The 18,282-nt window shown below is 71.6% G+C and carries 17 protein-coding genes; 8 read left to right on the forward strand and 9 right to left on the reverse strand.

Annotated elements, in window-relative coordinates; translation table 11 throughout:
* Positions 1-116: 116 nt before the first annotated feature.
* The 8 genes from HGN31_RS11485 to HGN31_RS11520 are packed head-to-tail and all read right to left on the reverse strand — an operon-like array spanning position 117 to position 9,370.
* Complete coding sequence (locus HGN31_RS11485) at positions 117-1,082, reverse strand: FAD:protein FMN transferase (RefSeq protein ID WP_168783273.1); 966 nt, start codon at positions 1,080-1,082, stop codon at positions 117-119.
* Positions 1,079-1,651: a nitrous oxide reductase accessory protein NosL gene (locus tag HGN31_RS11490; protein ID WP_244960992.1), complete on the reverse strand. Its 573-nt coding sequence runs from the start codon at positions 1,649-1,651 to the stop codon at positions 1,079-1,081. Before HGN31_RS11490 ends, HGN31_RS11485 begins: the two co-directional genes overlap by 4 nt.
* Positions 1,648-2,466, reverse strand: coding sequence for an ABC transporter permease (locus tag HGN31_RS11495; protein ID WP_036708378.1), 819 nt, complete (start codon positions 2,464-2,466; stop codon positions 1,648-1,650). Before HGN31_RS11495 ends, HGN31_RS11490 begins: the two co-directional genes overlap by 4 nt.
* The gene (locus tag HGN31_RS11500) at positions 2,463-3,377 is read right to left on the reverse strand and encodes an ABC transporter ATP-binding protein (RefSeq protein WP_168783274.1); all 915 of its coding nucleotides are present in this window, start codon (positions 3,375-3,377) and stop codon (positions 2,463-2,465) included. Before HGN31_RS11500 ends, HGN31_RS11495 begins: the two co-directional genes overlap by 4 nt.
* On the reverse strand, positions 3,343-4,695 hold the full coding sequence (locus HGN31_RS11505; RefSeq protein ID WP_168783275.1) for a nitrous oxide reductase family maturation protein NosD: 1,353 nt from the start codon (positions 4,693-4,695) through the stop codon (positions 3,343-3,345). The genes HGN31_RS11500 and HGN31_RS11505 overlap by 35 nt, the downstream gene beginning before the upstream one ends.
* Entirely contained in the window at positions 4,695-6,671 is a 1,977-nt protein-coding gene (gene nosZ / locus HGN31_RS11510) for a TAT-dependent nitrous-oxide reductase (protein ID WP_036730695.1), read from the reverse strand. The genes HGN31_RS11505 and nosZ overlap by 1 nt, the downstream gene beginning before the upstream one ends.
* Positions 6,668-9,010: a 4Fe-4S binding protein gene (locus HGN31_RS11515; RefSeq protein WP_425325339.1), complete on the reverse strand. Its 2,343-nt coding sequence runs from the start codon at positions 9,008-9,010 to the stop codon at positions 6,668-6,670. The genes nosZ and HGN31_RS11515 overlap by 4 nt, the downstream gene beginning before the upstream one ends.
* Before the next feature lie 3 nt (positions 9,011-9,013).
* Positions 9,014-9,370, reverse strand: a complete 357-nt coding sequence (locus tag HGN31_RS11520; protein WP_168783276.1) for a hypothetical protein — start codon at positions 9,368-9,370, stop codon at positions 9,014-9,016.
* A gap of 162 nt (positions 9,371-9,532) precedes the next feature.
* Here HGN31_RS11520 and HGN31_RS11525 point away from each other — a divergent pair, with 162 nt between their 5' ends.
* Genes HGN31_RS11525 through HGN31_RS11535 form a run of 3 tightly spaced genes read left to right on the forward strand, consistent with a single transcriptional unit; the run spans position 9,533 to position 11,263 of the window.
* Positions 9,533-10,468 carry a DnaJ C-terminal domain-containing protein gene (locus tag HGN31_RS11525; protein WP_036701851.1) on the forward strand — a complete coding sequence of 312 codons (936 nt, stop codon included), beginning with the start codon at positions 9,533-9,535 and terminating at the stop codon, positions 10,466-10,468.
* Positions 10,465-10,809, forward strand: coding sequence for a hypothetical protein (locus HGN31_RS11530; protein ID WP_052171758.1), 345 nt, complete (start codon positions 10,465-10,467; stop codon positions 10,807-10,809). The genes HGN31_RS11525 and HGN31_RS11530 overlap by 4 nt, the downstream gene beginning before the upstream one ends.
* A gap of 10 nt (positions 10,810-10,819) precedes the next feature.
* Entirely contained in the window at positions 10,820-11,263 is a 444-nt protein-coding gene (locus HGN31_RS11535; protein ID WP_244960996.1) for a GFA family protein, read from the forward strand.
* Here the strand turns inward: HGN31_RS11535 and HGN31_RS11540 are convergent.
* Positions 11,248-12,024, reverse strand: coding sequence for a 23S rRNA (adenine(2030)-N(6))-methyltransferase RlmJ (locus HGN31_RS11540; protein ID WP_168783277.1), 777 nt, complete (start codon positions 12,022-12,024; stop codon positions 11,248-11,250). The genes HGN31_RS11535 and HGN31_RS11540 overlap by 16 nt on opposite strands.
* Positions 12,025-12,695: 671 nt before the next feature.
* Here HGN31_RS11540 and HGN31_RS11545 point away from each other — a divergent pair.
* From HGN31_RS11545 to HGN31_RS11565, 5 genes are all read left to right on the forward strand, one after another.
* Positions 12,696-13,799 carry an Mrp/NBP35 family ATP-binding protein gene (locus tag HGN31_RS11545; protein ID WP_168783278.1) on the forward strand — a complete coding sequence of 368 codons (1,104 nt, stop codon included), beginning with the start codon at positions 12,696-12,698 and terminating at the stop codon, positions 13,797-13,799.
* Positions 13,800-14,412: 613 nt separating this feature from the next.
* On the forward strand, positions 14,413-14,925 hold the full coding sequence (gene mraZ, locus HGN31_RS11550; RefSeq protein ID WP_036701858.1) for a division/cell wall cluster transcriptional repressor MraZ: 513 nt from the start codon (positions 14,413-14,415) through the stop codon (positions 14,923-14,925).
* Entirely contained in the window at positions 14,925-15,899 is a 975-nt protein-coding gene (rsmH, locus tag HGN31_RS11555) for a 16S rRNA (cytosine(1402)-N(4))-methyltransferase RsmH (protein ID WP_168783279.1), read from the forward strand. The genes mraZ and rsmH overlap by 1 nt, the downstream gene beginning before the upstream one ends.
* Positions 15,899-16,471: a cell division protein FtsL gene (ftsL, locus tag HGN31_RS16800; protein ID WP_425325319.1), complete on the forward strand. Its 573-nt coding sequence runs from the start codon at positions 15,899-15,901 to the stop codon at positions 16,469-16,471. The genes rsmH and ftsL overlap by 1 nt, the downstream gene beginning before the upstream one ends.
* 5 nt (positions 16,472-16,476) lie before the next feature.
* A complete protein-coding gene (locus HGN31_RS11565) occupies positions 16,477-18,279 on the forward strand; it encodes a peptidoglycan D,D-transpeptidase FtsI family protein (RefSeq protein ID WP_036730722.1) in 1,803 nt (600 codons plus the stop codon).
* The last annotated feature ends 3 nt before the right edge of the window (positions 18,280-18,282 follow it).

The raw sequence follows: 18,282 nt of genomic DNA on the forward strand, positions 1-18,282 counted from the left end.
CGGCCCCGGCGCAGCGCCCCTGGCTGCCGTATGGCCGGAGTATTTCGGCCAGAAGAAGCCTTCTCTCTGGTCCAAAGACCCCGCGACGCGCGGTCACCCGTGCGGCGTCAAGAGAGTCAGGCCGGCAGCGGGTCGCAGGCCTCGATCCGCACCCCGTCGAAGCCGGCCGCGGCCCGTGCCAGCCCCTCAGCCCCGAGCAGGCAGCCCGCGGTCGAGAGCGCGTCGGCCAGCGCCGCCGAGGGCGCCGAGACCGAGACCAGCGACAGGGGCTGGTCAGAGGGCAGGCCGCTCCGCGGATCGATGATATGGCCGAGCCGCCCCTCGGGGTCGAAGACCGTCGCGCGCGGGGCCGAGCTGGCCACCGCGCGCCCCGTCAGCGGCAGGGCGCGGCCGTTGCTGAGCTGCACCGGCCACGGCCCGCCCTCGGGCGCCGCGCCGCGGGCGGTGATCTCGCCCATCTCGCACAGCACGTCGGTCAGCCCCAGTGCCCCGAGCCGCGCCGCCACCCGGTCGGTGATGAACCCCTGCGCGATGCCGTTGAGCGTCAGGGCCATGCCGGGGCGGGCCAGCGCCACGCGGGCGGGGGTGACCTCCACCCCCTCCCACCCGGTCAGGGCGAGCGCCGCGCGGCGCTCGGCGTCGGTGACGGCGCGCCCCGCGGCGGCGGCGGTCGCGTGGGCCGCCCAGAGCGGCTGCACGGTCGGATCGAAGGCGCCGCCCGTCGCCCCGTGGACCACCCCGGCCAGCGTCAGCAGCTCGACCATCTCGGTCGAGGGCGCCGACAGCACCCCCTCGCGGTTGAGCCGCGCAAGTTCGGAATCCGTCCGGTAAAGGCTGAAGATGCGCTCGAGCCGCGCCAACTCGTCCAGCGCCGCCGCCACCAGCCGGACGGCGTCGGGATGGGCGAGGATCAGCCGCGCCTCGGCGCCCAGCGCGATGCCGCGCCAGTCGGTGACCGGCGCCCCGCCTTGCCCGGCCGCCCCCTGCGCGACCGCACCCCCCGCACCCAGCGCGTGCACCGCGGCGGGGGCGAGCGCGCCCAGCGCGGCGATGGTGATGAAGCGGCGGCGGCTGAGGGTCATGGCTGTTTCTCCTGCTCGGCCGACAGCGCCTTGAGGCGCGCGGCGAAATCGCTGTCGTCCTGGGTGTCGCTGGTGCCGGCGGGGCCGTCGGGGGCCAGCACCACCTCGGCCGGGATCGCGTCGAGCCGCGCCACGCTTCCGCCGTGGCGGCCGGCAAAGTCGCGCGCGGCGGCCTCGGTCCCGAAGGGGATCAGCTCGGGCGTGCCCATGCCCCCCGCCTGGTCCGAGCCCGTGACGTAGAAGGCCGCCTCTGCATCGATCCAGTTCATCGCGCCCGGCGCCTCCCACGGGGCGGCGGCCATGTCGCTGACGTAGATCGCGGTGATCTCGCCCTCCTGCTCGGGCAGCAGGCGGAAGGCGGCGGCGTCGCGGACCTGGCTGAAGAACAGCGGATGGGTCATGCCCTTGAGATGCACCTGTGCCTTGGGGCCGGGATGCTCGAGCAGGTTCATCTGGCAGAAATGCCCCACCGCCTCGGCGGTCATCGGGACCGGATCGGGGCGGGCCACGGCCTCCTCGCGGCAGGCGGCCAGCGCGAGGATCAGCGCGAGGGTGCGCGCGGCCCTCACGGCGTCACCCGGCGGAAGGCGGCGGTGGCGAGGCCCAGCGTCACCAGCGGCCAGAGCACCAGCGAGGCCAGCGCCTGCCACAGCGGGATGGTCGCCGCCGCCCCGCCGAGGCCCGCGGCGGCGGCGGTCGCCTCGCTGGCGCCGAGGTTGTAGAGGCGGAAGGCGTCGGCGGGGTTGGCCAGAAGCAGCGCCGGCAGCGCCCGCCCCAGCGCCTCGCCGCCCTGCGACACGATGAGGCCCAGAAGCGCGAGGTCGTAGAGCACCACCGCGACCAGCCAGATCCCGATCGCCATCCCCGCCGCGCCGGACGGCCGGCGCGAGAGTGCCGAGGCGAGGTAGCCCGCGCCGAGGAACGAGGCCCCGAGCAGCACCGAGGTCCAGCCGAGCCGGATCAGCGCCGGCACCCCCCGCGCGGCGCCGGCGTCGCCCAGCCGCGCGGCCGCCGCGGCGAGCCCGTAGCCTACGGCAATCGCCAGCGTCAGGATCGCCAGATGGGCGAGGAACTTGCCCGCCAGCACCTGCGCGCGGGTGACCGGATAGGTCAGCAAGAGCGGCAGGGTGCCGCGCTCGACCTCGCCCGCCACGGCGTCGAAGGACATGAGCAGCGCGACCAGCGGCACGAGATAGACGGCGAGGCTGGTGAGGGACGCCACCACCACCGACAGCCGGTCGGCGCCGAGCGCGCCCGAGGGCGCCGAGCCCGCGGCCGCCAGCGCCAGCGAGAACAGGCCCATGAGCGCCACGGCGATCAGCACCCAGCGGTTGCGGGCGGCGATGCGCAGCTCGGCGCGGGCGAGGGCGAGGATGCGGGTCATGCGGCGACCTCCTGCGCGGGCAGATCGCGGCGGCTGATGCGGGCGTAGATGTCCTCGAGGCTCGGCGGCTGGATGTCCACGTCGGCAAGCCACGCCTGCGCCGCGCCCACCCGGGCCAGCGCGGCGAGCTTGCCGGCCCGCGGCACCGCCAGCCGCAGCGCGCCGGGGCTGCGCTCGGCCTCGGGGAAGGCCTGGGCCAGCGCGTCCTCGTGCCCCGGCGCGGGGGTGAGCAGGAAGACCACCGGCAGGTCGGCCTCGGCCCGCAGCGCCTCCATCGCGCCCAGCGCCACCAGCCGCCCATGCGCGAGGATCGCCATGCGGTCGGTGCGCGCCTCGACCTCGGTCAGCGCGTGGGACGAGAGCAGTACGGCCGTGCCGCCCGCCGCCAGCTCGTCGAGCAGGGCGTAGAACTCGCGCCGCGAGACGGGGTCGAGGCCCGAGGTCGGCTCGTCCAGCACCAGCAGCCGCGGCTTGCCGATCAGCGCCTGGGCCAGCCCCACGCGCTGCCGCATCCCCTTGGAATAGGTGCCGATCCGGCGGTCGGCGGCGTCGGCCAGCCCCACCCGGGCGAGCAGGTCGCCCGCCAGCCGCGCCGGCTCGCGCCGCAGCGCCAGATAGGCGCGGATCTGCTCGCGCCCGGTCAGCGCCGGGTGGAAGGCCACGTTCTCGGGCAGGTAGGCCGTTCCCTCGCGGGCCGCGGCGCTGCCCGGCGCGGCGCCCAGCACCCGCACCTCGCCCGAGGTCGCGGGGATCAGCCCCAGCACGATCTTCATCAGCGTGGACTTGCCCGCGCCGTTGTGGCCCAGAAGCGCCACCCGCTCGCCGGGGGCGACTTGAAGCGTCACGTCATTGAGGGCGGTCACCGCGCCGAAGCGCCTAGTGAGCCGTGAGAGGGTCAAGCTGCTCATCATCTTGTCCTTGGGCCGCGCGGGCGGCCTTGGCCGCGGCGGCGGCGGTCTCGATCTCGGGCGAAAGCGCGATTGCGGGCGGCGCCATCAGGGGGAAGCTGTCCACCACCCCGCCGGGCAGGGTCGCGGGAAAGCTCGACTGGCTGTAGCGCACGAGCTGCACCACCGGCGAGCCGGTCAGCAGCGCCGCAGCCGGCTGGGACCACAGCACGTGGTCCATCAGGTCGTTGGGCCGGAACCGGCTGTCGGCGATCCCGTCGCCGTTCAGGTCGAAGTTCGCATGGTCCGACCAGTAGTTGCCGCGACCCTCGAGGCTCCACTCCACATCCCGGGTGCCGACGTATTTCACCTGCGTCCGGTTGCCCAGGAAGCCGTTGCCGGTGATGGCGTTCTTCTCGGACCCGGCGGTGAAATGGATGCCGATGTCGCAGCCCTCGAAGCGGTTGCCGGCGATGATGTTGCGGTGCGAGTTGTAGACGAAGACGCCCTTTTCCGCCCCGCGGATCAGGTTGCCGGTCACGTCCGAGTTGTTGGTGTAGTTGAACATCAGCCCCTGCGCGCGGTCGTTCAGGCTGACGTTGCCCTGCACCTTGAGCCGCTCGGAATACATCAGCGCATAGCCGAGGTGGTTGCCCAGCGACACGTTGCCCGACACCACGCTGTCATGGGCATACATGTAGTGGACCGCAAAGCGCAGGTTGGTGAAGCGGTTGTTGGTGAAGGTCAGCTTGCGGCCGATGGTCACGAGAATGCCGTCGCGGCCCCAGTCGATCACGTTGCCGTCCGCGACCAGGCCCGGAGAGGTCCAGACATAGATCCCGTTGCCGCGGTCGTTGATGCGCCGGTCGCGGCGGCCCTCGATATGGTTGCCGCGGACCTGTACGTCGATGCCGCCATGCACGTCCACGCCATGCAGATTGCCGACCAGCCGGTTGTCCGCAACCACCGCGCGGTCGCCGCCCTTCTTGATCTGCACGCCGCTGTCGATGGTCTGGTGGTCCGAGCCCGAGCCGGTGATCAGCAGCCCGCGCACCACCGCGTCCGGCCCGGTGATGGTGATGACCGAGCCGGTGCCATTGCCCACCAGCTCGGCCCCGCTCCCCGAGGCGTCGCCGCCGCCGTCCAGCGTCAACGGCTTGTCGAGGATCACCGGGCCGTCATGGCGGCCCGGCGACAGTTTCAGCACGTCCCCCGGCGCCGCCGCGGCGATGGCCGCGGCCAGTGCGCCCGGCCCGGGCGCCACCGCCCGCTCTGCCGCGGCGGCAAGGCCGGGCAGCATGCAGGCGGCCAGCGCCAGTGCAAGGGGGACGCGGCGGATCATCAGGCGGTCTTCGGCTCGACCAGCATCCGGCCGCGCATCTCCATGTGCAGGGCGTGGCAGAACCACTGGCAATAGTACCAGTAGACCCCCGGCATCGCCGCCGTGAAGGTGACCGACGCGGTGGCCTGCGGCGCGATCTCCATCGCCACGCCGTGGTTGCCCAAGGTGAAGCCGTGGGTCAGGTCGTCCAGATCGTCGAGGTTGGTGACGATGACCGTCACCTCGTCGCCTTCCTTGACGGTGAACTTCTCGAGGCTGAAGTTCGGCGCCTGGCTGGACATGTAGACCCGCACCTTCTTGGGGTCGTCCTTGTCGCGGATCACCTGGTCGGTCCATTCGTCGAGGTTGATGCCGTCCGCCTCGGCCTGCTTGCGGGTGTCGGCCCAGAACGGGTCGTTGCGGTCCCACACCGACTTGATGTTCGACATGATGTCGGCGCGGACGGCGATGGCGTCATGGGGCTCGGCAAAGTTCGGGCCGTCATGGACCAGCTTCATCTCGTCGCCCGAGATGTCGATCAGCTGGTCGTTTTCCGGCTTCAGCGGGCCGACGTTGATGAAGCGGTCCTTGGAGAACTTGGACAGACAGACCATCCAGCGGCCGTCCGCGTCCAGCGTCTCGCCCATCGAGGTCTTCAGGTGGCCCGGCTGGTAGTGCACGTCCAGCTTCTGCCGGATCGGGTCCACCTGTTCGCCGTTGTGGGCCTTGATGGCGTCCTCGATGTTCCACTTGACCACCTGGCTGTCGAGGAACAGCGTCGTGAAGGCGTTGCCCTTGCCGTCAAAGGCGGTGTGCAGCGGACCAAGCCCGACCTCGGGCTGGGCGACGATGACCGACGCGGGCTCGGCCTTGTCCTCGAACACGTCGGCCAGTTTCGTCACGTCGATCACGCTGACCGTGGGCGACAGCTTGCCGCCGATGCACAGGTGCTTCTTGTCGGGCGCCATGTTGCAGCCATGCGGGTTCGACGGGATCGGGATGTAGCGGGTCAGCTTCTTGGCCGCGTTTTCCTTGCGTCCGTCCAGAACCTTGACGCCCTGCACCTCTTCATAGTCGCCGGCGGCGATGGCGGCCTCGATGGCCTCAAGGTTGAAGACCACGACGTGGTCCAGCTCGCTCTCCATCATCTCGGCCGAGTTCACGCCCATTTCCGAGTTGTACGAGGTCGAGAAGGCGTACTTGCCCTCATAGTCGGCGTCGCAGTTGTCGAGGTTGCCCGACACGATCACCTGCCAGGCCACCGTCATCGTTTCGGTGTCCACGGCGCTGAAGAAGTTGATGTATTTCGACGGATCGTCCAGCACCGAGCCGTCGTTGACCATCGGCGCCTCGTCCTCGCCGTTGCAGAAGAGGTATTTGGACGAGGGGACCTTCTGCGGACGCATCCCGTGGATCCCCTTGGCGTTCGGGATTTCAAGGATCTTGTCGCACTTCATCACGTCGCAGCGGACCCGCGCCACGCGGGTGTTCGCCTTGTCGTTCATGAACAGGTATTTGCCGTCGTAGGTGCCGTCCGTATAGCTCATGTGGACGTGGTGCAGGTCGCCGTTGTCGTGGACCTTCTTGCCCTGCGCGGCCAGGTAGGCGCGGGTCTTGTCGGTCATCGTCTCGGTCAGCACCTTGAGCGATTCGTTGGTCTGCCCCCAGCCGGTGGCCGAGCAGCGGTTGAACACCGGGATCCGCATCAGCTCGCGCATCGAGGGGATGCCGAGGATGCGCACCTCGCCGGTCTGCCCGGACGACCAGAACCCGTAATAGCTGTCCAGCTCGCCCGGATGCAGGATCCACGGCGTCGCGCCCTCGGCCGGGGCCTGCGCCGCGGCCGGGGTCGCCGAGGCGGTGGCCAGCGCCGCGGCGCCCGCGCCGCCCATCAGTCCCAGCCGCGCCGCGCCGGCCCCGCCGAGGGCCGCCAGCCCCCCCACGCCGGCCGTGGCGCCCAGAAGGCCGCGGCGGCTGATGCCGTTGGTCTCGCTCATGTCAGTTCCCCTTTTGCCTTGATGTTGGGATGGTTCAGGATCCGGTCCAGCGATGCCGCGCTGGCCGAAGCGGTTTCCCGGCGTTTCAGCGTGCGCTGGACGACCGGGCATTTCTCTTTCGAGTGGTAGAGCACCTGGCAATGCATGCAGTTCAGGCACTCGTTCGGGTTGATCTGCCCGGTCGGATGGATGGCCTGGACCATGCATTCGACCCCGCAGGTCTGGCAGGGGTTGCCGCATTCCCGATAGCGTTTCAGCCAGTCGAACATGCGGATCCGCGCCGGGATCGCCAGCCCCGCCCCCAGCGGGCAGAGATAGCGGCAGTAGAAGCGTTCGACGAACAGCCCCATGACCAGCAGCCAAGCGGCGTAAAGGACGAAGGGCCACTCGCGCACGAACTTGAGGATGATCGCGGTCTTGAACGGCTCGACCTCGGCCAGATGTTCGGCGCGGTCGAGGCTCATCAGCGAGACCGCGAAGAGACCGAGGAAGATCATGTACTTGACCGGCCACAGCCGCTCGTGCAGCCCCCACGGCAGGCGCCATTGCGGCACACCCAGGCGGCGGGCTGCGTGGTTCGTCAGCTCCTGCAGCGCGCCGAAGGGGCAGAGCCAGCCACAATAGGCGCCGCGGCCCCAGAAGATCAACGCGGCGGCGACGGCGAACCACAGGATGAAGGTCAGCGGATCGAGCAGGAACGCCTGCCAAGAGAAGCCGGTGGTCAGCGAGTTGAACAGCGCGAGGATGTTCACCACCGAAAGCTGCGCGTTCATCATCCAGCCGAGCCAGACCAGCGTGACGGTCAGGAAGGCGTAGCGGAACACCGCCACCGCGCGTGCCGAGCGCGACAGGTAGTCCTGGAAGAAGAAGGCGAGCGTCAGCACCCCCAGCATCACCAGCAGCGCGGCGATCTGCGGGGTCTTCGCCTCCCAGATGCGCTTCCAGAGCTGGGCCTGGGCGTCGGCCTCGGCATTCGCCGCCTGGGCCATGACCTCGGCCGGCGGCGCGGCGGCGAGCGGCGTGGTGGCCTGGCCCTGCGCTGCGGGCGCGGGGGCGGGGTCGGGTGCCGTCGGGGCAGGGGCAGGGGCCGCGGCGGCGGGCTGCGGGGCCGCGCGCAGATAGGCGGCGGGCAGCTGGTAATCCATCTCGAAGGTGGTGAAGGCCTTGTCGATGGCCGCCACCTGCCGGAACACCAGCAGCTGCAACCGGAACGGCTTGGCCGGGTCGAAGCCCGCGTCGGCGGGGATCTTGAACAGGTCCATCTCGGTGAACTTCGGCGCGCCCTCGGCGGCCAGCGCGTTCATCCGCCGGTGCTGGCGGTCGCGGAAGCGCACCGAGCTGTCGCCCTGCATGAGCTGGATGCGGTCGAAGATGCCGCCGCGGACATAGCCCGAGCCCTTGAAGGAATAGAGCCCGTTGCCGAGCACCATGATCGCGTGCTCGCCGGGCTTGAGCCACTCGGCGAGGTTCTTGGCCCCCTGTTCGCCCAGAAGCGCGCGGGCGATCGAGGGCTCGCTGACCAGCGCAAGCCGCAGGTCGATGAAGGTCGTCTCGGGCGGCTCGGTCAGGGGGCGCTCGCGGGCGCGCGGGTCGGCGTGGTTGGCGAAGGTCTGGTTGACCGTCGCCACGTCGATGGCCAGCCGGCGCACGGTGCCGTCCCCCTCGAGCGTCGCCCAGTCGGTAGCGGCCTTCGCGTCGGGGTTCAGCTCCATCACCGGGCCCGCCGCGGCGGCGGTCTGCGCGGGCGCGGTGCCCAGACCGCCCAGCCCCAGCGCACGGGCGACGTGCAGGCCCGAGCGGACGATCGAATCGTCGATCACCATGACCGTGACGGTCGCGCCCGAGATGATGTTGAGCTTGTGGGCCGAGCCCCCGGCCTGCGCCTCGGCCCGCAGGTCGAGGCCGACGTAGCCCGCCGCCATCTCCTGGATATTCTCGTTCGGGATGCCGATCAGGACGATGGGCTCGGAATGCTTCACCAGACGCACACCCAGCACCTTGGCGTCCGCGTCCACCGCCACGGCGGTGTGGATCGGCTTGCCGGAATAGCCGGTTGTGCCGACGAAGTCCGAGGTGATGTAGACCCAGCCGAGCTGATCCGCGCCGCGCATCACCGGCGCCACCGCCAGGTCGGGGCGGATCGGCCCGAAGCCGTCGGCGCCCGGCACGATGTCGCCGGGGGCGAGGTCGGGCAGAAGCTGCACCAGATGCGAGGCGGCGGTGTTAACCGCCGCGGCCACCGGGGCCGGCGCGCCCGGGGTCGTCTGGGCGCGGCCCGGCTGCGGCATCAGCAGGACCAGCGCGAGGCAGAGAAGCGAAAGGGTACGGACAAGACGCATCATTCAGATCACCCTCGGGGGGCCTCGCGCGGGGAAGGGTTGTGCTTCGCGGCCCGGCACGGGCTGGGCGCGCGTCAGGGACCGGCCAAGCCGGACGAACTCCGCGCCGCGTTCGGGCGCGGGCGGGGGGAAGTGACCCGCCACCGGTTGCGGCTGCGGCAGGCAGTCGGGGCAATGCCGGCAGGCGGGGGCGCGGGCGGGCTCGGGCTGTCCGTCCGGCCCGATCACCACCGTGACCGCGCCAGCCTCGGCGCACAGCACGACCGCGACGCCCTCGCCGCGCATCGGCTGGGCGAGCGTCGCCACGGGGGCGAGGCTCAGCGCGCAGACGGCAAGAAATGTCAGGATGGCCCGGAACATGGCCCGGGTGATACGCCCCGCACCCGTCGCTGCCATGACATCAGTCAAGCGCCCCGGCGCGACGCCGCGCTGCACCCCGCGCTTGCCTTGCGGCGCGTCACGGGGCAGGGAAACGACAGGGGCCCGGCTGCGTTCGGGCCATGACGGGAAAGAGGACAACGGATGGCCGACGACCCCTATGCCGCGCTGGGCGTTTCGCGGACGGCGACCGAGGCCGAGCTGAAGAAGGCCTATCGCAAGATCGCCAAGTCCGACCACCCGGACCTGAACGACGACCCGGCGGCGCAGGAGCGCTTCAAGGCCGCCTCGGCCGCCTATGACCTGCTCAAGGACCCCGAGCAGCGCGCCCGCTTCGACCGGGGCGAGATCGACGCGCAGGGTCAGGAGCGGCCGCAGCGCCGCTACTACCGCGACTTCGCCGAGGCGCAGGGCAACCCGTATCGCGAGCAGGCGCATTACGGCGATTTCTCGGACGTGTTCGCCGACCTCTTCGGCGATGGCGTCGGTGGCGCGCGGGCCGGGCGCCGGGGCGGCGGGGGCGCGCGCAGCTTCGACATGCGCGGGCAGGACCACCGCTATACGCTCGAAGTCGATTTCCTGACCGCCGCGCGCGGCGGCACGACGCGGATCACGCTGCCCGACGGCAACATGCTGGACGTGGCGATCCCGGCCGGGACGCGCGACGGCCAGACCATCCGGCTGCGCGGCAAGGGCGGCGCAGGGATGGGCGGCGGCGCCGCCGGCGACGCGCTGCTGCAGGTCACGGTGGCCGACCACCCGGACTGGCGGCGCGACGGCGACGACGTGATCACCATCCTGCCGATCTCGCTCGACGAGGCGGTGCTGGGCGCCAAGGTCGAGGCAGAGACGCTCGACGGGCCGGTGAAGCTGACGGTGCCCGCGGGCGCCTCGTCCGGGCGCAAGCTCAGGCTGCGCGGCCGCGGGTTGAAGGGCGAGGGCGGCAAGCGCGGCGACCAGTATGTCGAGCTGCGGATCATGCTGCCGCCGGTGATCGACGACGAGCTCGAGAGCTTCATCCGGCGCTGGCACGAGGCCCATCCCTACGACCCGCGCGCCGACAAGGGGAGGGGACGATGAGCCGCTCGATGTCGCGCGAGGAACTGCTCGCGCTGATTCCCGAACTCTCCGCCGACCGCCTCGCGGCGCTGACCGAGGCCGGCGTGGTGCGCCCGCTCAAGGCCGACGCCGAGCCGCGCTTTGCCGACATCGACGCGGCGCGGCTGCGGCTGGCGCTCGACCTCGACGAGGCGTTCGAGCTGCATGACGAGGCGCTGCGGCTGGTGCTGTCGCTGATCGACCAGCTGAACGGGATGCGCGGCGACATGCGCGCGGTGCTGGGGGCGCTCGCCGAAGAGCCACCCGAGACCCGGGCCCGCCTGCGCGAGGTGATCGCCCGCGTGGTCGTGATCGAACGCTGAGCGCCGCAGGATGAGCGTCACGCTGCGCGACGGCGGCCCCGACCCGGCGATGGCCGAGGCCGAGGGCGGATGCCACTGCGGCGCGGTGCGGTTCCGGGTGCGGCTCGCCGACGGGCTTCGGACGGCGCGGCGCTGTACCTGCTCCTTCTGCCGGATGAAGGGGACGGTCGCGGTCACCGTCGCCGACGGCGGCTTCACGCTCATCTCGGGCGAGAGCCTGCGCGACTACCGCTTCAACACCGGCACTGCGCAGCACTGGTTCTGCGGGATCTGCGGCATCCCGACCCACCACGCGCGCCGCTCGGTCCCCGGTCAGTTGGCGGTGAACGCGGCCTGCCTCGACGGGGTGTCGCCCTTCGATTTCCTCGACCTGCCGGTGATGGACGGCGAGGCGCACCCGGCCGACAGCGGCGTGTCGCGCGAGGCCGGGCGGCTGCGCTACAGCCCGGCGTAAATCGCCGCGAGCCGCGCCGCCTCGACCTCGAGCCCGAACGGCGGGTTCAGCACCACCATCCCGGACCCGACCATCCCGTGCCCCGGCCGCGCCGGCGGAAACCGCACCTCGGAGCGCAGCGCCTCCGGGTGGGCGGCGGCCAGCGCCTGGGCCATCGGCCGGTGGCGGGCGTCGCTCAGGATCGGATACCAGAGCGCGATCACGCCGACGTTCCACTTGCCCGCCATGCGCCCGATCCAGCCCGGCAGCCGGTCATAGTCGGCCTTGACCTCATAGCTCGGGTCGATGAGCAGCAGCCCCCGCCGCGGGGTCGGCGGCAGCAGCGCGTTGGCCATGGCGAACCCGTCCTCGTGGCGCAGGTCGGCGAACCCCGCCACCGCCTGAAGCGCCGCGAACTCGGCCGGGTGCAGCTCGGCCAAATGCGCGCGGTCGCCCGGCCGCAGCAGCGCCCCGGCCACCAGCGGCGAGCCGGGATAGGCGTCCGGCCCGTGCGCCGCCCGGACCGCTTCGAGCGCCGTGCGCAGCGGGTGGCCCTCGGGCAACCAGCCCTGGGCCAGCGCGCGGGTGATCCCGGCCGCAGCCTCGCCCGTGCGCCGCGCCTCGGGGGCGCCGAGGTCATAGAGGCCGCGGCCGGCGTGGGTCTCGAGGTAGCTCAGCGGTTTCGGCTTCTCGACCATCCGCGCCAGCGCCACGGCCAGCAGCGCGTGCTTGTGCACGTCGGCCAGGTTTCCGGCGTGATAGGCGTGCTGATAGGACAACATGGGATCGGGGGTAATCCGCACGGCCGTCGAAGGAAAGGGTCGGAAATGAAAAGCGGCGGCGCCCAGGGAGGAGGAGGGGCGCCGCCGCACAACGCTGGCCCGGGGAGGAGGAGGGCCGCGTATCCGGTGCGATGGAACCGGGGAGGAGGTCGGTCGCCATCGCCACGTCCGGCCCGGGGAGGAGGAAGGGCCGTCGTATCTCGTTCCCGCGCTGACCCGGCGGGAAGGGAAGCGGCGACCCCGGGGAGGAGGAGAGGGGTCGCCGCCGACAACGCGAACCCAGGGAGGAGGAGGGGTCCGGCTGCATTCGGAACATCTGCCGGGGAGGAGGTCGGCTCGTGTTCCTTGCAGACAATCTGGCCCGTATGCTGCGAACGCACAATGGCCATTTGGTGCTAACAGGTATGCGGTTAGTGCATGGCTGCGAACGGAGCCGGCGAATAAACGCTCATATTTGGCCCAAAAACCGCGCCTAAAGGTTAACAAACTGGATTTGTCATCCAAATATCATGTGTTTGACGCAACGTCCGGGGCCGCGCGGGGCATCAAATGCTGCGCAGCGGCATCGGGCGGGGGTGGCGCCCGCTCTCAAGCCGCCTCGGCGCTCGGCACTGGTCGTCGAATCGGTGCCCGCCTATATCGGGTCTGACAAGCGACAGAGGAAACCGGACATGGCGACGCGCGACGAGGTGATGCGGGAACTGGCGCAGGTGCCGATTCCCGGCGGCCGGACCCTGGCCGAGGCCGACATGATCCGGGCGCTGACGATCTCGGACGACGAGGTCCGCTTCGTGATCGAGGCGCCCGACGCCGAGTTCGCCCGCGCCCTCGACCCCGCCCGCGCCGAGGCCGAGCGACGGCTGACCGCGCTCGGGGTGCCGCGGGTGAGCATCGTCACCACTGCCCCGGCCGGGGCGCGGCCGCAGGTCGCGGCGCGCTCGGGTCCGGCGGGGGCAGCGGGGGCAGGCGCCCCGCCCAGCCTGACCATCGGCCGCCACCCGACCCCGCAGGCCGGGCCGCAGGCGATCCCCGGCGTCGCCCGGATCGTCGCCATCGGCTCGGGCAAGGGCGGGGTCGGCAAGTCCACGCTGACCACCAACCTCGCCGTGGCGCTGGCCCGCGCCGGGCGGCGGGTCGGCGTGCTCGACGCCGACATCTACGGACCCAGCCAGCCGCGGATGCTCGGTGTCTCGGAACGGCCGCGCAGCGAGGGGGACCGGATCATTCCCGTCCGCGCCCACGGCGTCACCATGATGTCGCTGGGGCTGATGATGAAGGACGGCGAGGCGGTCGTCTGGCGCGGCCCGATGCTGATGGGCGCGCTGCAGCAGATGCTGAACCAGGTCGAGTGGGGCGATCTCGACGTGCTGCTGGTGGACCTGCCGCCGGGGACGGGCGACGTGCAGCTGAGCCTGTGCCAGAAGGCGCCGGTGACGGGCGCGATCATCGTCTCGACTCCGCAGGACGTGGCGCTGATCGACGCCCGGCGGGCCATCGACATGTTCGCCAAGCTCAAGACCCCGGTGCTGGGGCTCGTCGAGAACATGAGCGCCTATGTCTGCCCCAACTGCGGGCATGAGGCGCATCTGTTCGGCCACGGCGGCGTCGCGGCCGAGGCGCAGGCCCGCGGGCTGCCGTTCCTTGGCGAGATCCCACTCGACCTGTCGGTGCGGCTGGGCGGCGATTCGGGCCAGCCCGCGGCGCTGGCGGCCGGGCCGGTGGCCGACGCCTATGCGCGGCTGGCCGATCGGCTGGTGCAGGGCGGGATGGCCTGAGGCCGGGAAAACACGGGAAAGACCGCTGGGAAAGCCTGGGACGGCGCGGCCACCGCGCCGCCCGGACAGCGAATCGCGGCCGCGTGAGGGGCCGTGATCCGCGCGTGGCCTTGGTCGCGAGTTGGCGGGCAGGGCGCCGCGGGCGGGCCGATTTCTGTCGGTCTGGGAAAACCTGCCACTATTCTGCCACACCAAAACCGCCACAACATCTAGTTGAATGCTGCCCTTGCGGCTTCAATATCTGTCGCATCCAACCCCCGACCACCCCGATGTTCCCGGCCCGTTCCGGCTGACGCGCGCGTGATCGCCCGCGACGGGGGCGAACAAAACCGTTGCTTCCCATGCTTTCCCATGCCATCCCTCTGCCTACGGACGACGGGCTGACAAGGGGCAGCAAGACCCCAGCCAAGGCAGGCTTCATACAGGCACCCCGCCATCCGTGAACCGACCTGGCCGCGCGCGAGCAGCACCTCCCCCAGGTGGCGCGAAAAAGCCGGGCGATCCCCGAAACTTCGGGGCCCAGAGATGGGACGAGGGCGGCGGATCGGGCAGTGGCAGCGGCCCGATCCGCCCTTTCTCAATCTGGGGCAGGGACAGTGGAAGGACGCGGGCCGTGGCACGCAGGTTCAGAGGCTCGGAGGAGGTCAAGGTCGACGCCAAGGGGCGCATCTCGATCCCCGCCCGGTTTCGCCGCGTCTTCGAATCCGCCGACCCCGATTTCGAGGCCCGCAAGCGCGCCCAGCTCATCGTCGTCTATGGCTTCACCGACTGGACCAGCCTGCGGCTGTACACCGTCGAGGCGATCGACGAGATCGACGCCGCGATCAGCCGCATGGCCCGCGGCTCGGCCGAGCGCAGCTTTCTCGAGACCCTGATGAACGGCCTCTCGGAAGAGGCCGAGATCGACGCCGACGGCCGCCTCGTCCTGCCGCAGCGGCTGCGCGAGAAGATCGGGCTCGACGACCGCTGCTTCTTCCTCGCCCAGGGCGACTATCTGAAACTCTCGACGCCCGAGACCCACGAGGCCGACCTCGCCGCCATCGCCGCGGCGATGCCCGCGCTCGAACCCGGCGCCGATCCCCTGTCGCTGCTGCCCCCGCCCCCGGGCGCCGAGGCGGCCGTCTGATGGCGGGGCCGGCCGAGGGGCCGCACGTCCCGGTGCTGCTGCGCCCGTTGCTGGCCGCGGTCGCGCCCGTGTCGGGCGTCTGGGTGGACGGCACCTTCGGCGCCGGCGGCTATGCGCGCGGCCTTCTTGACGCGGGCGCGGCGCAGGTGATCGGTATCGACCGCGATCCGGCGGTGTTCGACATGGCGCGGGCCTGGGCTGGCGACTATGGCGACCGGCTGCGGCTGGTGCAGGGGACGTTCTCGGACCTCGACGCCCTCGCCGGCGGGCCGGTGGACGGGGTGGTGCTGGACCTCGGCGTGAGCTCGATGCAGCTCGACCAGCCCGAGCGCGGGTTCTCGTTCCTGCGCGACGGGCCGCTCGACATGCGGATGGCGCAGGACGGCGACAGCGCGGCCGACCTGCTCAATACCGCCGACGAGGCGCTGATCGCCGACGTCCTCTATCATTACGGGGAAGAGCGCGCCGCCCGCCGCATCGCCCGCGCCATCGTTGCCGCGCGGCCGCTGTCCACCACCGGGCAACTGGCCGAGGTGGTACAGTCCTGCCTGCCGCGCCCCAAGCCCGGCCAGAGCCACCCCGCTACCCGCAGCTTCCAGGCGATCCGCATCTGGGTGAACGACGAGTTCGGCCAGCTCGTCGCCGGCCTCGCGGCCGCCGAGCGTGCCCTGGCCCCCGGCGGGCGGCTGGCGGTGGTCAGCTTCCACTCGCTCGAGGACCGGATCGTCAAGCGCTTCATGCAGTCCCGCGCCAACGCCGCCGGCGGTGGCAGCCGCTACGCGCCCGAGGTGGTCCACGGCGCCGCCGCCTTTACCCTGCCGTTCCGCCGCGCCATCGGCGCCGACGAGGCCGAGCTGGCCGAGAACCCCCGCGCCCGCTCGGCCTTCCTGCGCGTGGCCGTGCGCACCGACGCCCCCGCGGGCCGCGCCGATCCGGCCGCGCTGGGGCTGCCGACCCTGCCGGGGGCGGGCTGATGCGGGCGCTGGTCTATCTGATGACGGTGCTGGCGGTGATGGGGCTGGCGTTCTGGGCCTACCGCGAGAATTACCGCACCCAGGCTCAGATCGACGAGATGCAGGCGGTCCAGAACGAGATCGCCCGGCTGCGCGACGACCTGGGGGTGCTCAGGGCCGAGTGGGCCTATCTGAACCGCCCCGACCGGCTGCGGGCGCTGGTGGACATGAACTTCGACCGGCTGCGGCTCGGCCCGGTGCAGGCGACGCAGTTCGGCAATGCCCGCAACGTGGACTATCCCGACCCGAACGCCGTGGCGGCGGGCGCAGCCGACGCGGCGGCGGGCGAGGATCTGCTCGATCCGGTGCCCTCGCAGAACCGCGGCGCCCCGCCGCCCCGCCCGCGCCGCCCGGCGGTGGACGGGGCCGCAGCCGCGCCGACCACGGACGCCGCGCCCGAGGCCGCCGAACCCGAATCCCCCGAACCCGAGCCGATGGACGAGGCCGAGCCGCCGGCCGACGCCGCCGTGACCACCGCCGACGACCCTTCCGCCACCGACCCTGCCGCCGACCCCGCCGAGACCGAGGAGTGACGCCGATGATCCGCACCCCCCTTCGCCCGCTCGCCCGCATCCTCTCGGCCCGCCAGAAGGGCCAGGACCCAGACGAGATCGAGGCCGAGCTGCGCGCCCGTCGCCACGCCGAGATCCAGGACCGCGCGCGGCGCCGGGCCGAGGGGCGGCTGCGCTGGATGGTGCTGGGCTTCGTGCTCGCCTTCGGCACCGTGGGGGTCAAGATGGGCACCCTCGCCTCGAGCCAGCCGGTCGAGCCGCGCGCCCAGACCTCGGGCGCGCAGATCATGTCGCAGCGCGCCGACATCGTGGACCGCCGCGGCCGGGTGCTGGCCACGAACCTTTCGACCCACGCGCTCTATGCCCACCCGCGCGACCTCGTGGACCCCGAGACGGCGGCGGCGAAGCTGGCGAAGATCTTCCCCGACCTCGACGCCAAGCGGCTCAGGGCCGACCTGACGGGTGAGCGCAAGTTCGTCTGGATCAAGAAGAAGATCAGCCCCGAGCAGATGCAGGCCGTCCACGACATCGGTGAGCCGGGGCTGGTCTTCGGCCCGCGCGAGATGCGGCTTTACCCCAACGGGCGGCTCGCGAGCCACATCCTCGGCGGCTCGCAATTCGGCAACGAGGGCGTGAGTTCGGCCGAGGTGCTGGGCATGGCGGGGGTAGAAAAGGCCTTCGACGGCTGGCTGCGCGACCCCGCGAACGGCGGCGCGCCGCTGCAGCTTTCGATCGACCTGACCGCGCAGGCGGCGATGGAGGAGGTGCTGGCCAACGGCATGAAGGTCATGTCCGCCAAGGGCGCGACCGGCATCCTGATGGAGGTGAAGTCGGGCGAGATCATCGCCATGGCGAGCCTGCCCGACTTCGACCCCAACGACCGGCCGCGGCCGCTGCTCAAGGGCGATCCCTCGGACAGCCCGCTCTTCAACCGGGCGGTGCAGGGGCAGTACGAACTCGGCTCGACCTTCAAGATCTTCCCGGTGGCGCAGGCGATCGACGAAAAGCTCGTCAACGCCAACACGATGATCAATGCCAACTCGCCGATGAAGATCGGCAAATACCTGATCCACGACTTCCACAACTACGGCGGCCAGCTGTCGGTGCGCGACATCATCGCCAAGTCCTCGAACGTGGGGACGGTGCGGGTGGCGCAGATGCTGGGGGCCGAGCGCCAGCAGCGGTTCCTCAAGAACCTCGGGTTCTTCGAGCCGACCCCGGTCGAGATGACCGAGGCGCCGACCGGCAAGCCGCTGGTGCCGCGGCGCTGGCCGGCGGTGACGGCGGCGACGGTCGCCTTTGGCCACGGGCTCGCGGCGAGCCCGCTGCACCTCGCCTCGGCCTATGCGACGCTCGCCAACGACGGGCGCCGGGTGCGGCCCACGCTGGTCCATCGCAAGCAGCCGGTGCAAGGTGAGCAGGTGCTGTCGCCGCAGGCGGCGGCGGCGTCGCGCGACCTGCTGCGCGGGGTCGTGACCCGCGGGACGGCCAAGGCCGCCGAGGTCACCGGCTATTCGGTGGGCGGCAAGACCGGCACCGCCGACAAGCCCAAGCCCGGCGGCGGGTATTTCAAGAGCCGCGTCGTCTCGACCTTCGCGGCGATCTATCCGACCGACAAGCCCGAGTACGTGCTGGTCGTCTCGCTCGACGAACCCTCGGTCTCGGCGGCGGGCGGGGGCGAGCTGCGCACCGCCGGCGCCACCGCCGCCCCGGTCGCGGCGGCGCTGATCCAGCGGCTGACGCCGATGCTGGGGCTGAAGCCCGAGGGCGCGGCGCTGCCCGAGATTGGACCTCGCGCCAGCGATGCCGTAAGGGTCTCGTCGAGATAACCT

Origin of the sequence: Paracoccus sanguinis (genome assembly GCF_012689545.1) — a bacterium.
In the GTDB taxonomy this organism is placed as follows: domain Bacteria; phylum Pseudomonadota; class Alphaproteobacteria; order Rhodobacterales; family Rhodobacteraceae; genus Paracoccus; species Paracoccus panacisoli.